This is a genomic window from Candidatus Poribacteria bacterium, assembly GCA_026702755.1.
GTDB lineage: Bacteria > Poribacteria > WGA-4E > WGA-4E > WGA-3G > WGA-3G.
In genome coordinates this window covers 19,893-39,517 of the sequence record JAPPBX010000080.1, presented here as the reverse complement: position 1 = coordinate 39,517, position 19,625 = coordinate 19,893, and the positions used below count along the sequence as shown (strand labels likewise).

The following is a 19,625-nucleotide window of genomic DNA, read 5'->3' as shown; positions in this document are numbered from 1 at the left end:
ACCCTAAGGTTTTTATTTTTCAGATTCTAATAGACATTCAATTTTCGCGCGTGTCGGCATGGAAGGTGTTGCACCCGTAACAGTGACCGCTGCCGCGCCAGCGGCATTTGCAAACGCAACTGCTGAATGTAAGGTTTCACCGCTCGCCAAGGCGGTTGCGAGTGCGCCACAAAAAGCATCGCCTGCGCCTGTAGTATCTACAGGTTCAACAGGCAGCGCGGAGATATGTTCAGATGATGTGGCTGTCAACATCAATGCACCCTGTTCTCCAAGCGTTAGCACGACAGCAGCATCTACGGTATCCACCATCCGAGCGCGTAGCACCTCTGCTGCGCGGCACGCCTCTTCGTGATTACTCACCTTCAACCGCGATAGTAACTCCGTCTCGGATTGGTTTGGTGTGAGAATATCAACGTATCTCAAAAGACTATCCGGTAGTGGTTGCGCCGGTGCGGGATTTAATATTACCCGTGTGTCGTGTCTCTTGGCAATTGCTGCAGCATGTTCGGACGCTGCAATCGGTGTTTCTAATTGCAAAAGGAGTACATCCGCGTCCGCGATCCAATCGGCAGCGGCATCTATATCCGCTGTTGTGAGTGCCATATTTGCGCGCGGCACGACGATAATGCTATTGTCGCCATCCGGTTCAATCACGATAGTTGCAACACCTGTACCAACGTTCGTACGTTTTGTGACAAACCTGCTGTCAATATGTTCATTTGCTGTCGCTGTGAGCAGCATATCTCCAAAAAGATCCGCGCCAACACTTCCGATAAGCGTGACTTCAGCACCCAATCGTGCGGCAGCAGTTGCTTGATTAAATCCTTTCCCACCCGTGAAAATATCAAAAGCATCACCGATGAGCGTTTCTCCTTTGTTCGGTCGGTGTGTCGCGTGACACACCAGATCAACATTCAAACTGCCAACAACGGTAACTTTCGGTGTTGTATGGTTCATCACGACGCATTCCTATTCTTTTAATTCTTTTGGCGTAGCTTGCAAGCCAAAACTTGCTATTATAAAGAACGATTTTTGACAATTATAGTTGACATACAGTGCGATTGTCAAGATTTTATCGGGTTCATTCCATGGGCATTCGGTTTTCAGCAATCAGCCGTCAGTCGTTAGTTGTCTGAATCAAGATTTGTTGTTTTTCGTCAAAATCCGGCAATCGCCATATCTCTAATTATTTTATCAGCGGCGTTGCGTTTAAGGTGAGGGTTCTCTGCTGTCCTGCTTTCTCAACGATGACACGCTTGGGTTGGATATTTGTAACGGTCGTGTCTGTCTCAAGAGTATCACCGATAGTGACAATGTGCGTCTGATTTCCTACGGTGTTTTGGATGATGGCTCTTGAGGGAATCTTTGTGTCTGTAGGGATGATGGTTCCAAGCAAGCGGTAGGGTTCTTGTAGACGTGGGGGTGTCCACCCCACGGGACGGAAGAGGTCGTTGTCTATGACGGTTCGGTAGAAGTCGGATTTCTAAAACGCTCTTAACTGTTCTAATTCAGTAGGATATTTGCTTCCAATCGGACGCTACGCGATCCATTCTCCTATGGTGACGGATGCATTAGGGATCGGTACTGTGATCGGTTAGGCACGAGTGTAGAAGGAAAAGATGAACAGGACAGTACCGATTCCACAAGCATTCAGATGTATTTGAGGTACTTGATAGGCAGGATGTTTTGTGCGTGTATAAAGAGAATATTCCGCCCGATTTTCGGGTGATGTGAGGGCGAAATCCGTTACTATGGCCGTGGATCGCATGCTCTGGCTTTTGCTATGAAACGAATTCCTTGAGGAGGGCACAGTCCTAGAAGTTATATTGAGTAAAGCATAATGATGTAGTCTGATAGGGAAAGAAAGGGAAATAATTTGTGTCCTTTTCTTTCCGCCTCAGATCTCCATGGACTTTGAATTCTTAGCTCTTACTCGCTATGAGTTCCTATAAAAAGGCATCTTTTTCATTGAGCCGATCTCTTTTTTTCTTCTAATTTTTTCGGATCATAAATGATTTCAAAAGTGCCAGGATCTGCTTGCGATGAGAGCCTTTTTATTAGCTCATAGGTTTTTCGATTCCGAGAGGTCGGATTGAAAACCATTGTTGCTTCCCAATAAGTGCTGACCTCATCTATTGTCATTTGTTCTTGATTCAGAAACTTCTGTTTCAAACCAATGTATGTATGGACTAACGGAATATCACCGTGCTCTTCAATCAACTTCTTTTTGAGAGTTTCAAAGGGTTTTGGCGGCTTTGCCTTCACATCCTCCTTCGTGTTAGATTTTGCCGAGGCGAGTGGGATTCGATTCGGTTCTGAAATTTCAGTATCATCTTCATGGGAGTGTGTGTGCTCGTGTTGATGGGTGCCATCTGCCTGAGGGTGATGTGGGTGTACTTCCTCTGCTTCAACGACTCTTTGGGTTTCTTGAGTATCAACCAAAGATGTGTCATCTATTGAGGGGGTATCCGCCGTCTCGGTTGCATGTTCGCTTCCCTTATCTATCGTAGGCACCGGGGATGGGGAAAGGTTTTTGATAAATTTCTTTGTGTCATGTTCCAGAAAAAAAAATAACGCGATTGAGATGACACAAACAATGAGAACAGGAATAATAAAGAGTCGCATGAGAAATCCTTTCTACCTTTTAGGAAGATGGGAAGTCATAGATGACTTCCCTAAGTTTCAACAGGATTAGGAATCCGAAGCGTACATAGTGCCGGAACTGTCGAAAGGATCCCTTCCATCACACAAGGTGTCCAAATCTTCTTCGGTTTCATGCTGATGTGTACCTGTGAGGGTCGCCGTGTGTGGATATGGATGCGTATTTGGCACAGTAGGTCCCCTGTGGTAATACTTGTAGTGTTGTGTGGTTGTATCCGGCACATAATAACTGTAACCGTAGGTGTAACAATATGCACCGCTTACACTGTAAACATCAACGGTCACGAGGTGTGATGACGCACGGTCCCATGTAGCCTCAGGTGCTGTGGTTAGAGAAATACCTGACAAGGTGAGAACCACTACAACTACAATCATCTGACGTAAAGACATTTTCATTGTTTTTTCTCCTTTGATTATATGAAAATCGTCCAAAAAAGTCAATACAAAACGAAAAATTAATAATTATCTCTCCTTCTTAACCATTGCGGAAACAGGATCCGTGGGATTGTCCGTCGCAGCTTTCTTCCACTGTGCTCTCACACGTCTCACTGTTTGCTCAACGGTGGCGGGAGAGACACCAAGTGCTTCCGTAATCACCGATAGCGGTTGTCCATCCAAGTACCGTTCCATAATCCACTTGTCTTTCTCCTTGGGGAGGCAGTTGATCAAAGCATCTAAATTGCGGGCGATGGGTTCCAACCACTTGCGGAGTCGTTCCCATTTCTTCTGAACTGCTCCGGGTGTAGTAGAACCTATCAGTTCCGCTATCTCTTTGGCAGAAAGCTCAGCACCCTTAAGTTCTGCGATTTCCCTGTCCGTATCTTGAAGGAGACGGAGGAGTTGTGCGACCAGATACTGGTCTGCTTCGGATTGCTCGGTATCAGTTTCCACGAGCGTTGATGCGAAGGGTTCCTCTTTTTCAACATCAAAAACGGTCCCAACCAATATAGCTGACAAGCGTCGCTTTTGGCGTGATTTTCTTATCTCGTCAATCATCAGATTTTCCGCGACGGTTACCAACCACTCTACCAACTTCTCCGGTTCTTGGATTTCTTTCCGCTTCTCGAAGGCTTTGATGAAGGTATCGCTGGTGATTTCATCGGGATCGACGACGGTATCTGGATGATTCCGCCGCATTCTGATAACTGCGTCGAAGACAGCCTTGTAATACGCATTGAAGATAAGTCTACATGCCTCTTCTTTGTCATCGGTTTCCACGAACCATCGATTTAAACAAACATTGTTCACCTATTCAAGTGCTCACCTCATCTTTTCCGAAATGATCGTGTGATTGCCTTCATATATAGATCACGAAAATTTGGGGCGAATTCCGACATAATAGGTCTTTTGTATGTATTTTTTTTGTATATATTTTCATAGTATGTCTTGATACAACGAAGACTTTCAAAAGGTTTTCGTCAGTAACTTTTGACAAAATATTTATACCTCCATAGGTAAGTTTAGGCTTGCAAGCGACACCAAAAACTGCTATGATACACACAAGCGAGAACAGATAAATCCCACAAATCTAAAGAGGAACATGCCAAGGACGCTGATGAATTCTAAACTGAAATTTGTTATCGGCTTTTTAATCTTTTTGGGGCTTAGCCTCATTTTTAAGTGGCGTGCAGAGCAGGTGAGTGATGCCGAAACCCTTGTATGGTACAGCGTCCTTCCACCGCTACTCGCTGTCACATTAGCAATCGTGACAACCCGATTGCTGCCGAGCCTCGGCATAGCGGTAGGTGTTGGAATCCTGCTGTCGTGGACCCAAAAAGGTGCTACCCTAAGTGGTCTCTTGACGGAAGTAATATGGTTCACCCGTGCTGTAAGCATCGGCAATGATGGCGTGGATCTATTTAACTTCTGGGTCGTCCTATTCGTGTGTCTCATTATGGCGACAATCTCTGTTGTGGTAGCATCCGGGGGCATCGGTGGGGTTATCGTATGGCTCTCTCAGTTCGCAAAGGGACCACGTTCAGCACAATTCATTACGGGTTTGATGGGCATTCTCATCTTTATTGGGGATTATTCCAACGCTATGCTCGTGGGTCCGACGATGCGTCCACTCACCGATCATCATCGCGTCAGTCGCGAAAAATTGGCGTTCCTTGTGGATTCCACGAGTGCACCGATTGCGGGTCTCGCGTTCGTTAGCACGTGGATCGGTTATGAGGTGGGGCTTTTTGAAGATATCGCGAAGACGATCGGACTTGAACGTGACGGATATTCGATGTTCTTCGATGCACTCGGTTTCCGATTTTACTGTATCCTGACCATTATTTTTGTCATTGTCAATGCAATCAGTGGCAGGGACTATGGTGCGATGCACAAAGCGGAAACGCGTGCGCGGAGAACTGGAAATGTTGCCGCACCGGATGCGAAGGCACTCGGACATACCGCGTCTTTCACCAGTTTGCCAAACGCTGTTATACAACCTTTTTCAGCCGTTTTACCGCTTCTAACACTTTTCGGATTACTGTTAGGTGGTTTCTGGATAGATGGCAAAGGCACAGGATCCATCTTCTCACTCACTGCATGGCGGAACGCGCTTTCAGCGGCAGACAACGTCAAGATTCTCGCTTGTGCCGCCGCGAGCGGGTTTATTGTTGCAATTGTCTGTGCACGTTGGCTCTCAAAACTGCGATTTTCAGACATCCTTCCAGTCGTTTGGAGTGGTGTAAAAGGGAGTCTCACACCGTTGAGTATTCTGTTATTGGCATGGGGCTTAAAAGCGAGCTGCGATAGACTGATGACGGGTCAATTTCTCGCGACGATGCTTAGTGACATCGTTTCACCCCTCTGGTTTCCACTCCTCGTCTTTATATGCGCGTCCGTGACCTCTTTCGCTACCGGTACGAGTTGGGGAACAATGGCAATCCTGATACCCACTGCTATTCCAGTGGCATTCTCGCTTGACAACGGGAGTTACGGATTAACGACAATCATTTGCCTCGGTGCGGTGTTGGACGGTGCTATCTTCGGGGACCACTGCTCGCCGCTTTCAGATACAACGATTCTCAGCTCCATCGCCAGTAGCTGCGATCCGCTGCACCATGTCCGAACACAACTCCCCTACAGTCTTACCGTTGCAACCATCGCTTTGGTCTGCGGTTATCTCCCTGCCGCGCTTGGAATCTCCTCAGCGATGGGGATCGCCGGTGGTACAATCTTAATCGTCTTGTTGTTCTATGGTGTCGCTGCTTTCCGTAAGTTTCACGAATCGCGTGATGTCTCGCCAACCGCGTCGTAGATGGAAACGGAGAAAAGCATCATCTCTACAAAAACCCTGAAACGGAAAAGGAGAATGACATGAAGGTTGCACTTGAAGGAAAGGTCGCAGTTATTACGGGGGGCGCGAATGGCATCGGGCGAGCCACCGTAGACGCACTGATCGACAACGGTGCACACGTGGCAATTGTAGATATTGACACACAAGCAGGTATAAAAACCACGGAAGAGATTAAAGAGATGGGTGGAACCTGTCTGTTCGTGGAGGGCAACGTAACAGACGCAGCACAAATGGAGGATGTCGCTGCTCAGATTGCGGCGCATTTCGGGAAAATCGAGATTCTCGTAAACAATGCCGGGGTTAATACCCGAAGCGATAGGGTGCCGATCCATCAATACACCTTAGAGGACTGGCAGCGGATCGTGGAAATAGACCTCACAGGCGTTTTTAAGACGAGCCGTGCCGTTATCCCTTATATCCTTAAATCTCATAGCAGATCTGGTTCTGAGAATGCCACTGGACGCATTGTTAATATCAGTTCTATCGCCGGATTGGTACCGCTGCGCCTGCAGAGTGCTTACGTCGCGGCGAAAGCAGGCGTTGCGAACCTGACCCGCTCAATGGCATTGGAATTGGGTCCTGAAGGGATTTTGGTAAATGCTGTTGCGCCCGGTTCAACCCTGACGCGTGGCACGGAGGCACTTTTTTATGGAGACGACGGTGCTTACACCGAGAACGCCGCAAGTCTACTATCACACATTCCACTGGGGCGACCCGGAGAAACGACAGAAATGGCAGCAGCAGTGCTGTTTCTTGTATCGCCAGATGCGAGCTATATTAACGGTACCATCCTCACGGTAGATGGCGGCTGGACCGCTGGCTATACACGAGATTGGTAGATATGACAGCACGCGCCGTGTGCCTGCTATTATGTATGGGTTTAACGGCACAGGGCGTGTGCCTACTACTATTAAGGAGAAAAAAATGGCAAAAATTACGATGTTCAAAGGGTATCAAGGAGAACCTCCTATTCCGAAACCTGCGCATCAGGTGCAAGCGAACGTTGTCACAGTCCAAGACGGTGTGCCTGTAAAGTACTCGGGTTGCGACGGTATCGGCGTACGGGTTGTGCATCCAGCAAACCCGAACGCGCCCGCACAAAACTTGGGGTTAGTCATATTTTTTGTACCGCCGCACGTCGTCCTTGAACCGGGGAGCCATCATACCGAGGAATGCTACGTTATCCTAAAAGGAAAAGGGGTAATGACTCTTGCTGGTGAAAAGGTTCCTGTTGAGGCGGGTACATTTATCCATCTGCCACCCTGGTGTGAGCATGGTATCGAAAATACAGGTGATGAGTCTATGGAGGTGTTGATTTGTACATCGCCCCCGAATCCGTAAATTGATTGACAAATTGAGGTCCCAGACGATTAAATCCGCCAATTCCGCGCATGTTTATATCTTTTCGTCAATTTTTTGTATTTTAATTTAACCCTTTTCCTATATTTTACGTTAAATAAAATGTCTTAATTGTTTAATATAGGCTGATAAACCACGCCTTTTAATCTGTGGGGGTTTTAATTTATGCGCGGGATAATGTCGAAGTCATCCGATGTGAGGCGCACATTTCTACGGAAAGGCCCTTCTAACGGACAGCCCGCATCCGACGAACAGGCTAACGAAGAGTTAACAACAATGGAAGAAATGCCCGAGGAATTGGAAACACGGGCACATGAGTTACTTGCAAAGGGCGAAGAAATTAAAGTCGCTGTTTCAACCGACCTTCGGTTCGATGGCAATTATGGCAAAGATTGGGTAATTGCTACGGATAGACGACTCCTCGCTTTCAACCAGAACGGTGCTCCTGAGCATCAAGTTCGTGAGATTCCACTCACATCAGTTGAGGCTGTTGAGATCGTTGAAATGTACGGCAACAATATCCTCAAAATCAGAACGTCCGAGGATGCCACGGAAGTTGCACGTTATTCACGCCGAGTCTCGCCAAAATTCGAGTTAGCAACGCCTGAATTGGAAACGCTCGTCCAAGACGCGAACCCGGATGTAGAACATGAGGAACAACACCGTCCGCAAGGCTGGGGTAAAAATAAAAACAAGTGTGAAAAATGCGGACAACCGTTACCGCGCTGGTCTGGCGTTTGTGTTAATTGTGTTGAAAAAGGGAAACTCATCTTCCGACTTATTAGATATTCATTCCCTTTTTGGCACGTTGCCGTTCCTGCTCTTGCTTTGATGATGGTTATCCGGCTCGTTTCGTTGTTCCCAGCTGTTCTGAGCAAGGAGGTCGTTGATAATGTCCTTTCTCCAGCACAAAGTAGGGTCAGCGGAGCTACGTTAACCGCAACTGGTGAACCGATTCCAGATCCGACATGGGGACAACTCAGCGGGATAGTTGAAGGTGTTTCAGGGTGGCTAACGCTTCCTGTTGCTGGAAGTTGGGGGCACCTTACCACCATTATCATTTTAATGATTAGTTTCAATGTTTTCACGATGGGTGCTGGTGCTGTCCGGGGCTATATGATGGCATGGGTAGGCCAAAATATCACGCGCAGACTTCGGAACGAAACATACGAGCATCTCAACTCGCTTTCCTTAGATTTTTACAATCAGCGTGACACCGGTAACCTCATGTCAAGAATCACAAGCGATGTAGCAAGGCTCCGCGAGTTCATTGCAAGTGGCTTGCAAGATTTAATTGGTGATTCACTAACGCTCGTTTATATCTGCGCCTTTATGTTTCTCACCAATTGGAAACTGGCTGCGTGGACGTTGATTCCGGTGCCCTGCCTTATTTTCTTTACCATCTTCTTTGGGAAAAAGATGGGCAAAGTGTTTTCCGTGCTATGGAAGCGGCATGCCGACATTAGCACAATACTGGCAAGTACCATTCCAGGCGTGCGAGTCGTCAAGGCTTTTGCGCGCGAACGCTACGAGGTAAACCGATTTAGCGAAAAGACGTATCAGGTGTTCGATGGCGAAATGAATGCGGCGAAGTTGTATACGCTGTACCGCCCGATCATGGAATTTATTATCTTTTCCGGTTCTATCTTGATATGGTTGATTGGTGGTTCACAAATCTTCAATGGACTGTTAACGCTCGGTGAACTTTTTATGTTCCAGGCATTAATGGGACGGTTCTTCAGACCTGTTTACACACTCTGTCAGATGAACGAACGATTCATCCGAGCCGCAACATCTGCCGAACGAGTATTTGAAATCATAGACACCCCCCCAAGTGTTGCGGACAGAGAAGGTGCGGTCACCCTTGAAAATATCAAAGGCGATGTCGAATTCAAGGATGTCTATTTCTCTTACGACACAGAAAAGAACGCCATCAACGGTATCAGTTTCCGAGCAGAGGCAGGTGAGATGATTGGACTCGTCGGACACAGCGGTGCTGGAAAGAGCACCGTGATTAACCTGATTACCCGCTTCTATGATCCAAGTGAAGGTTCAATAGAGATTGATGGGCATGATACCCAAGACATTAAGTTGAAAGCACTGCGGCAACAAGTAGGTGTGGTGCTTCAAGATCCATTCCTGTTCCAAGGGACAATAGCCGAAAATATTGGTTACTCGAAACCGGGGGCTTCTCGGCATGAAATTATCGCTGCAGCGAAAGCAGCAAATGCACATGAATTTATCATCAAATTCACCGATGGTTACGATACAATGGTCGGTGAACGTGGTGCTCGCGTGTCCGGCGGCGAACGACAGCGAATTTCTATCGCCCGCGCGATCCTGAAAGACCCAAGAATCCTTATCTTAGACGAAGCGACATCGTCCGTAGACACAGAAACCGAGTCGAATATTCAGGAAGCGTTGGAACGGCTCGTCCGCGGTCGTACTGTATTTGCCATCGCGCACCGACTCTCTACGCTCAAGTATGCTGACCGGTTAGTCGTGCTGAAAGATGGGAAAGTTGACGAAATCGGTACGCATGAAGAACTTCTTGCCAAAGATGGTACTTACGCAGTCTTGTGTGAGAAGCAGACGGAATTGTCAAAGATTCGTGCCTTGTAGGCAATAACACATTTTTGCGGTGTACGCTTAGAAAGCGCACACCGCACCCTCCCTGCTATAGAAGAAGGAGAAACCACGTTATGCAGGAAGCTACGCCGATTACCGATGAGGTGCAGTTCCTTGATGCCCCCAAGGTCAAAATTGCGCGAGATTCGTTTGAAGAACTCACGGTTGAACTGCCGGATGGCACAAGCCACACAAACGTTGAAGCAATCCGATCCTTCCCACTCACTGATTCCAACAAATATATCACACTGCTGGATAGCGAAGGCGAAGAAATCGGTATTATTCAGGACATCCGACAGTTACCGCGAGAGTCGGCGGAAATCCTCGTGTCAGAGTTGCAGAAGCGATATTTTATGCCGAAAATCACCAAGATCCATGAACTTGAGGGCGAATTCGGTGTTACGCGGTGGGTCGTGGAAACCAACCGTGGTCCCGTAACCTTTGGCATGCGGACTCGCTACGATGTCGTCAGCCTTGAAAACGGGCGAGTGCTTATTAAAGATGCCGATGGCAATCGCTACGAAATTGAGAACTACCATCGGTTGGACCCCGCAAGTCTGGCACTTCTTGAAACGCAATTATAGCGGCTTATTCTACGAGATTTAATTATTTTTTAAGGCGCAACTTCCTATATAAACATAGGATCGCGCCTCTCCTTTTAACGAAAACGGCACTGCTAAAACGATACCTACGGAGGTCAGTAAGAGTGGAAGATGTAAGAATCGAACGAATTGAATGGGCACGCTTAACAGGTGAACGCCCTCGTAAAGCTGGCTGCAACTCGCGACTCGGTGAACATGGATTGTATGTCCGTCCCGCCATCGCACGTCTAACGACAACAGATGGTGCCAGTGGTTTTGGGTTTTCGCCAATCTCGCGCGAAAAAGCGGAAGCAATCGTTGGGTTTCAACTCAATGATGCTTTCAAGGCAGAAAGTGGTGTCACCGAAGAATTCAGAATGTTGGAGTATCCACTCTGGGATCTGGTGGGAAATTTGGCGCAAAAACCGGTCTATGCGATGCTTTCTGGAGGGAATGGAGAATTTCGCGCCCCGTGTTATGATACTTCGCTCTACATCGATGATTTGCACCTTGAGGACAATGCTGAAGCGGCGGCACTTATTGCGTCCGAGGCATTAGAGGGGAAGGCACGCGGACATAACGCCTACAAAATCAAGGTAGGGCGCGGCGCGATGCACATGCCACTCGATAAAGGGACACAACGGGATATTGATGTTATTCGTGCTGTCCGCGAGGCTGTCGGACCCGATGCTTCGATTTTGATAGACGCAAACAACGGCTATAACCTCAATCTTACAAAGCAGGTATTAGGTGGAGCTGCTGATGCAAATGTCTATTGGATGGAAGAAGCGTTTCACGAAGATGCCCGTGTTTATAGTCTACTGAAGGAATGGCTGAACGCCGAAGGTTTAGAAACGCGTATCGCAGATGGCGAAGGTGGTGCCTCACCGAATTTGGTAGACTGGGCAAAAGATGGACTCATTGACATCGTGCAATACGATATTTTTTACCCCGGTTTCTCACGCTGGCTTGAACTCGGTCCCGAATTAGATGCGGTGGACGTTGGCACAGCACCACATCACTATGGTGGTTATTATGGCAATTTCGTCACCTGTCACCTTGCAGCGAAGGTAGAGCGGTTTGAGTTCACCGAGTGGGATCACGCGACGACTCCGGGTATAGATGATTCGGGTTATTCCATATCCAACGGTTATGTGAATGTTCCCCAAAGTCTGGGTTTCGGATTGAATATAGACGAGATACCTTACCAAAAAGCGCGTGAAGAGAATGGATTTGAGGTTCGTGCATAGTGGTAATTGGGATACCGATAGAAACCCTTATATACATCGTTGGTATGATAGCAGTAGCTATGCTAATAAAGTGGTTTGTTGGAGGATAGGAGAAATATTGCAACCCTCCAAATCCGTAGGCACAGCACTTGCTGAAGCCAACACAAGTTAGGAGAAACGATCTCCGAACCTGAAGGCAGATCACAAAACATTCTGGGAGAAACGGAACCATGGCATATTTAACGGAAGCAGACAGAACGTTCTTTAAAGAAAATGGCTATTTGGTCGTCCGCGGCGCGCTGGAACAGGAAGCGATTGATGCCGCACTTGACAGACTTTGGGAAGAGCTGGAAGAAGATCGGAACGACCCAGAGTCCTGGATTCGTAAAGGTTATCGTACAGTGCCTGTTGGCAGCGAAGATGTTATCAGCGGGACAACATATAACAACCGAGTCTTCGCTATGGCAGAAGAACTCGTCGGTGAGGGCAAATTGAACGCCAGCGGCGGAGCAGGACCGCATATCAATTTTCCAGACCCAGACAGAAAATGGAGCGAACCCAGGGGACATCTTGACGGTTACCATACCCCCACGAACGGGGTGCCTAAAGGTGTTGTCGGTGCCTTCACGCTCGGTGCTACCGTCTATCTCGACACAGTTGAAGAACAGGGTGGCGGGTTTACGGTTTGGCCCGGAAGCCACCGGATTTGGGCAGAATACTTTAGACATCACGACTTGGATAGCCTTCCGGGTGGTATCGCTCCGTTTGATTTGGGACCGAGTTACGAATTCACAGGCGGGGCAGGTGATGTCTGTTTCTGGCATCATCAAATGAGCCACACGGCTGGATCCAACTGTGGTCGCAACGTCCGAATCGCACTCATCTCTCGGTACCGCCGAAAAGATTTGGACCAGATTAAGTTTGAGACTCCCGACGATATGTGGAAATATTGGGATGGGATTTCATAGAATCTCGTTTTTTCGCAGCGTCTCGAATTTGTTTTGTCGGCGCGCTTCGTAAGCGCGCCGAAACCGCTCCTACAGACACTCTGAAACTTTAACTTGCTAAATATTCTGACAGATGTTATGATTGCTTTTTACTCTATTTTCAAAGCAGACAACAGTATTCATCTTCATACATAAAAATATACTTAGGAAATTTGGGAATGGACCTCTATCTGAATCCTTCCAAAATCACTGAAATAATAGGTGTGGAAAAAGAAATCATCAATCGAACGTTAGAGCGGAGAGATGTCGATATTGAACCGTATCTACGTGTCGTCTCTGCCCGATCCGAAAAACCAGGAGATAGTCCAAAACCACAAATTGAGTTACGCATTGACGGTCTCGCACTGCTGATAAAAAAACTTACCTATAACATTCCAACAGATGACATCATCGAAAACCTCAGTTGTCAAGTTTTTCATATAACACACCTACGGGAAACCTGCGACAAATTGGAAGGGGAGAAGCAAGCACTTGTTGCCGAAAATACGCAACTCCAGGAAACAATTGAATCCTTTCAAGTTGAAAAACAGGAGTTGTCAGCGGAAGTTGACAAGCTGAAAAGTCAATTAACAGAGGAACAATCCAAAACTTGGGTAAACCGCCTGCTAAAACGCAAAGATTGATGGGCACAGACAACGAGGTTAAAGGTGCCGCCTCCATAGGTATCGAAAAATTGCTATGGCAAAAGAAAAACGGAATCAGCTGCTTGCAATCGGATTCTTCGTATTTGGTATTATATTTCTTTATGTAGAAGGTATTTCACTGCTCCCGCCGCGTATTATTCAAAATGCCGTTCTATTGAAGGGGATCTCGTTGGTGCTGCTGAGTATTGCTGCGATTCTTGCTGGTACCGCTTTTGAGAATAAACAACGAATCTCCGTTATATCCGGTATAGGTTTAGTGATCGGTCTCGGGTTTCTCTATCTACCTGTGCCCTCAATCCTGCGCGGCTCAACTTTTCATATACTTTTCGCCTGTGCTATTGCGTTCGGCATGACAACAACCGCGAAGCGTCCGGTAAGTATTGTCTCAGCACTCTTCGCATGCGCCGGTATTGTTTTCCTTTACCAACCTTTCTCTCCATCACTTAATAGTACCGCTCTACACCTGCTGCTGCCCGGAGTAACCGTTTTCTCGATTGTTTTTTCACAGAAAACCTTGTGTGAACAAATCTCTGTCGGTTTAATCGCGCTGGGCTTGATAGCACTCTGCCAACCGTTTCTAATATTATTCTATCAAACAGGCTTTCAACTGTTACTTACCGGTTTAACAGGATTTATTGTCGCAGCACACCGCTAAAATTTTTCAACTGTTAATTCTTTTTACTGTCGTTAAAAAATTGCCAAACAAAAATTCAGTTTTTTTTTCAAGTCTCCAGCCGAAAAACGTTGTGATAGTGGGAGCGGGTGTCATCGGTGCCGCACTCGGTTATCATCTATCCCGACGAAACGGCATTGCTGTAACGTTTCTGGAACGCGATATCCCCGGTGCAGGCGCATCTGGACACTCATTTGCGTGGGCAAACGCTTTCGGGAAGGATCCGCGTGAGTATCACACCCTCAACCGACGTTCGCTGGATATGTGGTACCGACTGGCACATCAACTTGATACCGATATCGGTATCCATTACGGCGGTGAAATGCGATGGGAAAACAATCCGCAACGCGCACAGCAACTCCGGGATCGCATCCAACAAATTCAGACCTGGGGGTACCCGTGTCGGCTCATTACCCGTGACGAGATGTTGGCATTTGAACCCGATCTACACCCCGGCATCGTGGAAGCCGCGTCCTTCTCCGAAGCAGACATTCATATTGAAACCGATAAATTCATTGATGCCTGCCTTCAGCGTGCATGCGAGGCAGGTGCGGTCGTGCATCCCAAAACCAACGTCACAGGGTTCGTCATTCGCGACGGCAGTATCACTGCTGTCAAAACCAGCGATGCCGAATTCCCGTGTGATGTTGTTGTCTTAGCGAGCGGTATTCAGACAACCGAACTCGCATCCTTAGCGCAGGTACACATCCCTCAACAACGAAGCCCAGGAATCGTTATTAAAACAACGCCGTGCGCCGAGGTTTTACATAACGTATCAATCATTCATGCGCCATCAACGGATGAAAACCATCAGCACCTGCATCTGCGACAATTAACCGATGGGAGTCTTAGAATCGGGCAAGGCACCCAAGAGGGAATCAACCGCGATAATTCACAACAGCACGCCGACGCGCTTCTTGCTCGTGCCAGGGTCTATCTACCAGCGATAGCGGATGCGGAGGCGATCCCAACACCGGTTGGCTACCGTCCGATGCCGCTTGATGGGTTTCCAGTACTCGGATTTACTGAAGCGGTGGAGAATTTGTATATTGCCTTAATGCACAGCGGTGTGACGCTGGCACCTTTGGTAGGTGAAATGGCAACCTTGGAAATTGTTGACGATGCACGGGTGGATTGGTTTGCGCCTTATCGACCTAAGCGGTTTGGGTAGGTTGTTAACGTTCGCTAGGCAGAGATGCTGTTCGCATTAGTTTAAGCGTTCCATCACGTAAATATGTAGCATATCTTTTGAATTGCCATTCTAAATCTCCTTGGGAGATCTGCCTTGCCCACTCTCGTAAGGGCTGAGTACATGTATTATCTTGGGTGATAGCATATAATGATGGAATTTCCTCACCAATTTGTTCCACGATTTCGTTATAAAGGAGCTTTCTTGAATTATCTTGAAAGTGGGTACGCTCGTAAATAGAAAATTGAGCACCATGTCTTTTTTTGATACTATCTGCCCAATTTCGTAGGCTTCGACCGTTTACCATATACGGGGCAACTCTAACAAGTCGGACCTTTTGAATTGACAATACACCGCTTGACACTGTACAACTGATTTCTGGTGTTTGAGCGTTTGGGTCTTCAAATTCTACTTCCAGTTTATTTCCAAACTTAATTAAACGCCTCTTAGAGAGGGGGTAAACATTACTTGGATATAAGAATAGTCGATTAATTTGCTCGACTGTCCTGAGTGCCTCTCCTTCTCGATTAAACCCTTGTGCTCCGGCGGACCGAAGACATATAGCCACATCAGATGTTTCCAATAAAGCCGAGGGCGAGATTTGGAAAAGTATAGGTCCATAAGGATTCGGTACGCTCTTATCACCACGGGCAAACGATTCACCAAAGTCCGCTAAATTTACAAACACTTTATCCCATACACTATTTTCACGATCAATGGCATCAGTCTGGAATTTCGTAAATTCTGCCTGTTTACTCTCAAGTAGAGCGCGTGAGGGAATCCCACCAAGGTGAAGATATGATTGAAAGTCAATCAATTGACACGCGTGATAAAGGAATACCTGACGTTCCTCAAACAAGTTAACCAAAGATTGAATGTCGTTGCCAGTTATCACGGATTTTTTCCCGAGGATTTAGGATAATGAAGCAAAGTTGTCCATTTCCACCCACATTATAAGGAATACTATCTCCGAAAATTTCTTCAAGGCGTGCGGGCTCATCCCGTAGTGCTTTAATAAATTCCGGTCGCGCTTCTGTCCACATTGATTTTGCCATGTTGAATGATAAACCTACTTTACTGAGTCGCCATTCTACTTCTCTATCCCACCATCGGGAAGGTATTGAATTATCAACATGGCCACTTTCACAGTAAAAACTGACCCAATTCAGCTGCCTCCAAGAAACTCCAGTCTTCTTTGAAACTTCGCGAAGAGCCATTTTTCCTTGTGGGGTGTGCTTATCCAATGCGACCCAAAATGGGAACTTCGCTTTAACATTAGGAACCGGTCTCCATTTAGGAATTCCATCCCTAATTGCTAAATATGCGGTTGCTTGAATAAAAGCTTTATCCCAAGGCCATCCGGCTTTTCGATAAGCCCTTTCTGCTTGTGTAACCAACCTAGTTACAGGATCGTTTGAACATTGAGAAATAGCCCACTTCCAATATGTTTTCCCATCTTTAATGGCGTCCCTAATACGTTTGATATAATAATCTTCGTCAGAACCGGTTAGTACCGAACTATCGCCTTCTGACAGGGCATATGCCAGAGATCCTAATCCAGCAGCATCCTTAAACTTTTTTGATAAAGCAACCTGACTAAGAATATCTTTTATCGCCGCCTGCTGTTCCTCTAGTTTTTTAGGCAATTCCCATTTTGCCATGAGTGGCCAACACTCTTCAGCAATAATTACACCAGTCCGTCTCTTTAGCCACGCTGCATCATCTACCTTATAAAGCTGGTCAACAACCTTAGTAACAAGAGTATCATCACTACGGCGCACAGCTTTTTGAAGGAGCGAGCGATAATCTTGATGTGTATTCGGGTTAACCTTATACGTGAGCATCAATCAACCTTTCATGTGAAAAAATCGAAGTTTCAAGCAAAATTCTGTTGTAGTCTCAACTTTACCTAAAAAATGAAGTGAACCGAAATCTCCAACAATATGTTAACATAAATCAGGTAATTTGTCAAAATTAAAAAGTAAAGTACCAATATAATCAAAAGAATTGGCTATATCATTGCCCTGCCATCACTCTGGGACCGCGCATTCTTCTGGTAATAAAATAACGATGATGAAGAAGTTAGGTTTCACGTCGTTGTGATGAATAACTCTACATTAGGATTTAGAGATTATCCTCGCAGTAGATTCTATTTCCCATAGTAATCTGCATACGCCTTCACTAAGTCCCCCTTCCGGAAACCCGGAACAGCCGTGGCACACTCTTGTGCTAAACTTTCATAGTCTATATGCATCAATCGTTTTAGAACACCGGAATTGTTTGCTTTCAAAAGCATCCACTGCTTATTCCGTTCACACCGCTTTTCATCTGTTTCCCTACGGGAATAATCCTGCCACCCTTGACACGGCACAGCAAAATCAAAGGGGTTCTGAAAAACTTTCAAAGCATCGGGTGTGTTGTTGTACTGCCACATCTGAAAATCTGGGTGCTGAATCGGTAAGGGTTTATACTGACGCATATCTTGGTGCGTGCTTGTCAAACGTGTCCATATCTGGAATTCTGTATTTACTGAGTAGGACTTGCCTGTATCAAGGTGGAAAGCATCTCTTGGGAGTGGCAATTTGCTGATGAAGCGCATGCTCGAATCAAGTTGTTTGTGAGTTGTAAACTTACGGAAATTAACAGGTACAATAAACGCGATGATGTCCGCCAAATGGGCAGCATGATTGAAAAAGGCTATGGCTAACTTTCCACGTTTGCCAAATGGGGGGTTGCCAATAACTGCAGTATCTCTGCGGGCGGATGGGAAACCGGTGATGCTAAAAAAGTCTTGGGATTTTACATCCTTATATTTCGGCACGAGATCGATGCCGAATCGTTTCTTAGGGGGTAAGAGTTTGTAAAACGCACCCGTGCCAGCAGCAGGTTCCACGAAAAAGAGGTCGCTGAGATTCAGATTTAGGGTTGAAAGTGTGTTCGTGAAATGCTCCCAACAGACTCCCGCGACCTCTGATTTAGTGTAAAACTGACCTAATACATTCTCCAAACCTTCCATCCTTTAGCATTTCGGCATCTTTCAAGGCAGCCCGTTTCAATACATGCAGCCGAGGATTACTCAAAGCGTACCAATTTACCATCTTTGACAATCAAAACCTTCTCATCGTAAACCGCGTCCCCGTGAGCATCAAAAGAGAATTTCCCTAAAATTGTGTCAAAATCTTTGATACTTGCGAGCGCGTCTCGAATCGCTGCAGAATCGATTGCGTGTGCATTCGCGATCGCCTCCGCGAGAATATGAAGTGTAGCATACGCACGCGCGGCGTAGTTGCTCGGTTCCATATCGAATTTGGCACTATAATTCTCCACGAAGGCTTTATTTGTCGGTGTATCAACAGCGGCACCCCACCCGACAAAAGTCATCGCCCCTTCGGCAGCTACACCTGCGGCCTGCACCTCTGTTGCAGTCAATGTGCGCACGATAAAGGGAGCGGATATACCGAGCTCATGCCCTTGCATGAGAAGCCCAGGCTTTTCCGGCGATAAGCAAGAGACAAAAATAACATCGGGATTCAGGGTCTGTATTCGGGTTAATTGTTCAGAAAAGTCGGTATCCCCACCTTGGAAGGTTTCAGTAGCTATCACCTCAACCCCTTTCGCAGCAAGGACTTCCTGTACGGACGCGTCGCTATCGGTGGAGAAAAGATCGGTTTCATCATATAGTGTAGCGGCGCGTTGATAACCAAGTTTTGTGTGTGTTACCTCAATGCCCCTGGGGATAAGTATATCTGTAGTCAGCGCGACGCGAAAAACGAAATCCCCCAGCGCGCTGAGACCGCGGGCAGAAGATGTCGGGCTAATCGCCACAACCTGATTTTCTTGCGCTATCGGAAAAACCATCTCAGTTTGACTTGAGGTAGCAGGTCCGAGAATAACAGATACCCCGTCCTGGTGAATCAGTTTATTGAAGGCTTCAACTGCCCCGTCTATAGTGCTCTGACCATCTTTAATAATAAGATTGAGTTTTGCTCCACTGGGATACGCAGCGTTAATTTCGCTGAGTGCTAATTCAAAGCCTTGCTGTATTGGTTTACCAAATGAATCCGTAAGTCGTCCTGTCAGAGGTAAAACGACACCGACGGAAATTTCTTCACTGGTCTCCGTCATCTGGGGTGTGGTAGGTTGAACAATCTGGGAAACTCGCTCACACGCGGAGAATCCGATTAGTCCAGTAATTACAAGTAGAAATGCGAAAAGTGTGAATTTTTTAGTATTCATAATAAAGTTCCTATCAGATTTTAGATATGTAGCCCTTGTTTTCCACGCAAAGGTGTTGATGTCCACGGGATTTTGTAGCGCACACTTCTATCTTGCGTTCTCAGGTACACCACCCAACCTGCACGC

The 19,625-nt window shown here is 46.7% G+C and carries 19 protein-coding genes; 10 read left to right on the top strand and 9 right to left on the bottom strand.

What is annotated here, in order from left to right; all coding sequences use genetic code 11:
- Positions 1-12: 12 nt before the first annotated feature.
- The 5 genes from rbsK to OXH39_14360 form a co-directional block, all read right to left on the bottom strand.
- Complete coding sequence (rbsK, locus tag OXH39_14380) at positions 13-957, bottom strand: ribokinase (protein MCY3551643.1); 945 nt, start codon at positions 955-957, stop codon at positions 13-15.
- A gap of 229 nt (positions 958-1,186) precedes the next feature.
- A complete protein-coding gene (locus OXH39_14375; GenBank protein MCY3551642.1) occupies positions 1,187-1,435 on the bottom strand; it encodes a hypothetical protein in 249 nt (82 codons plus the stop codon).
- 530 nt (positions 1,436-1,965) lie between these two features.
- Positions 1,966-2,625, bottom strand: a complete 660-nt coding sequence (locus OXH39_14370) for a hypothetical protein (GenBank protein MCY3551641.1) — start codon at positions 2,623-2,625, stop codon at positions 1,966-1,968.
- 66 nt (positions 2,626-2,691) lie between these two features.
- Complete coding sequence (locus OXH39_14365; protein MCY3551640.1) at positions 2,692-3,057, bottom strand: hypothetical protein; 366 nt, start codon at positions 3,055-3,057, stop codon at positions 2,692-2,694.
- 66 nt (positions 3,058-3,123) lie between these two features.
- Positions 3,124-3,909 carry a sigma-70 family RNA polymerase sigma factor gene (locus OXH39_14360; GenBank protein MCY3551639.1) on the bottom strand — a complete coding sequence of 262 codons (786 nt, stop codon included), beginning with the start codon at positions 3,907-3,909 and terminating at the stop codon, positions 3,124-3,126.
- Between the two features lie 307 nt (positions 3,910-4,216).
- Here OXH39_14360 and OXH39_14355 point away from each other — a divergent pair, with 307 nt between their 5' ends.
- The 10 genes from OXH39_14355 to OXH39_14310 all read left to right on the top strand — a co-directional run bounded on the left by OXH39_14355 (position 4,217) and on the right by OXH39_14310 (position 15,245).
- Entirely contained in the window at positions 4,217-5,914 is a 1,698-nt protein-coding gene (locus OXH39_14355; GenBank protein ID MCY3551638.1) for a Na+/H+ antiporter NhaC family protein, read from the top strand.
- 59 nt (positions 5,915-5,973) lie between these two features.
- The gene (locus tag OXH39_14350; GenBank protein ID MCY3551637.1) at positions 5,974-6,792 is read left to right on the top strand and encodes a glucose 1-dehydrogenase; all 819 of its coding nucleotides are present in this window, start codon (positions 5,974-5,976) and stop codon (positions 6,790-6,792) included.
- Between the two features lie 85 nt (positions 6,793-6,877).
- Entirely contained in the window at positions 6,878-7,294 is a 417-nt protein-coding gene (locus OXH39_14345) for a cupin domain-containing protein (protein MCY3551636.1), read from the top strand.
- Positions 7,295-7,489: 195 nt separating this feature from the next.
- The gene (locus tag OXH39_14340) at positions 7,490-9,934 is read left to right on the top strand and encodes an ABC transporter ATP-binding protein (GenBank protein MCY3551635.1); all 2,445 of its coding nucleotides are present in this window, start codon (positions 7,490-7,492) and stop codon (positions 9,932-9,934) included.
- A gap of 80 nt (positions 9,935-10,014) precedes the next feature.
- Positions 10,015-10,524 (top strand): DUF1854 domain-containing protein, encoded by a 510-nt coding sequence (locus tag OXH39_14335; protein MCY3551634.1) that lies wholly within the window; start codon positions 10,015-10,017, stop codon positions 10,522-10,524.
- 122 nt (positions 10,525-10,646) lie between these two features.
- A complete protein-coding gene (locus OXH39_14330; GenBank protein MCY3551633.1) occupies positions 10,647-11,771 on the top strand; it encodes a mandelate racemase in 1,125 nt (374 codons plus the stop codon).
- A 209-nt stretch (positions 11,772-11,980) separates the two neighbouring features.
- Positions 11,981-12,718: a phytanoyl-CoA dioxygenase family protein gene (locus OXH39_14325; protein MCY3551632.1), complete on the top strand. Its 738-nt coding sequence runs from the start codon at positions 11,981-11,983 to the stop codon at positions 12,716-12,718.
- A 197-nt stretch (positions 12,719-12,915) separates the two neighbouring features.
- Positions 12,916-13,380 (top strand): hypothetical protein, encoded by a 465-nt coding sequence (locus OXH39_14320; protein ID MCY3551631.1) that lies wholly within the window; start codon positions 12,916-12,918, stop codon positions 13,378-13,380.
- Between the two features lie 55 nt (positions 13,381-13,435).
- Positions 13,436-14,056, top strand: coding sequence for a hypothetical protein (locus OXH39_14315; protein MCY3551630.1), 621 nt, complete (start codon positions 13,436-13,438; stop codon positions 14,054-14,056).
- Between the two features lie 91 nt (positions 14,057-14,147).
- Positions 14,148-15,245 (top strand): FAD-binding oxidoreductase, encoded by a 1,098-nt coding sequence (locus OXH39_14310; protein MCY3551629.1) that lies wholly within the window; start codon positions 14,148-14,150, stop codon positions 15,243-15,245.
- Positions 15,246-15,249: 4 nt separating this feature from the next.
- Here OXH39_14310 and OXH39_14305 read toward each other — a convergent pair whose 3' ends face one another.
- The 4 genes from OXH39_14305 to OXH39_14290 all read right to left on the bottom strand — a co-directional run bounded on the left by OXH39_14305 (position 15,250) and on the right by OXH39_14290 (position 19,499).
- On the bottom strand, positions 15,250-16,158 hold the full coding sequence (locus tag OXH39_14305; protein MCY3551628.1) for a hypothetical protein: 909 nt from the start codon (positions 16,156-16,158) through the stop codon (positions 15,250-15,252).
- Positions 16,124-17,107 (bottom strand): hypothetical protein, encoded by a 984-nt coding sequence (locus OXH39_14300; GenBank protein ID MCY3551627.1) that lies wholly within the window; start codon positions 17,105-17,107, stop codon positions 16,124-16,126. The genes OXH39_14305 and OXH39_14300 overlap by 35 nt, the downstream gene beginning before the upstream one ends.
- A 305-nt stretch (positions 17,108-17,412) precedes the next feature.
- On the bottom strand, positions 17,413-18,270 hold the full coding sequence (locus OXH39_14295; GenBank protein MCY3551626.1) for a hypothetical protein: 858 nt from the start codon (positions 18,268-18,270) through the stop codon (positions 17,413-17,415).
- A 65-nt stretch (positions 18,271-18,335) separates the two neighbouring features.
- On the bottom strand, positions 18,336-19,499 hold the full coding sequence (locus OXH39_14290; protein MCY3551625.1) for an ABC transporter substrate-binding protein: 1,164 nt from the start codon (positions 19,497-19,499) through the stop codon (positions 18,336-18,338).
- Positions 19,500-19,625: the final 126 nt, after the last annotated feature.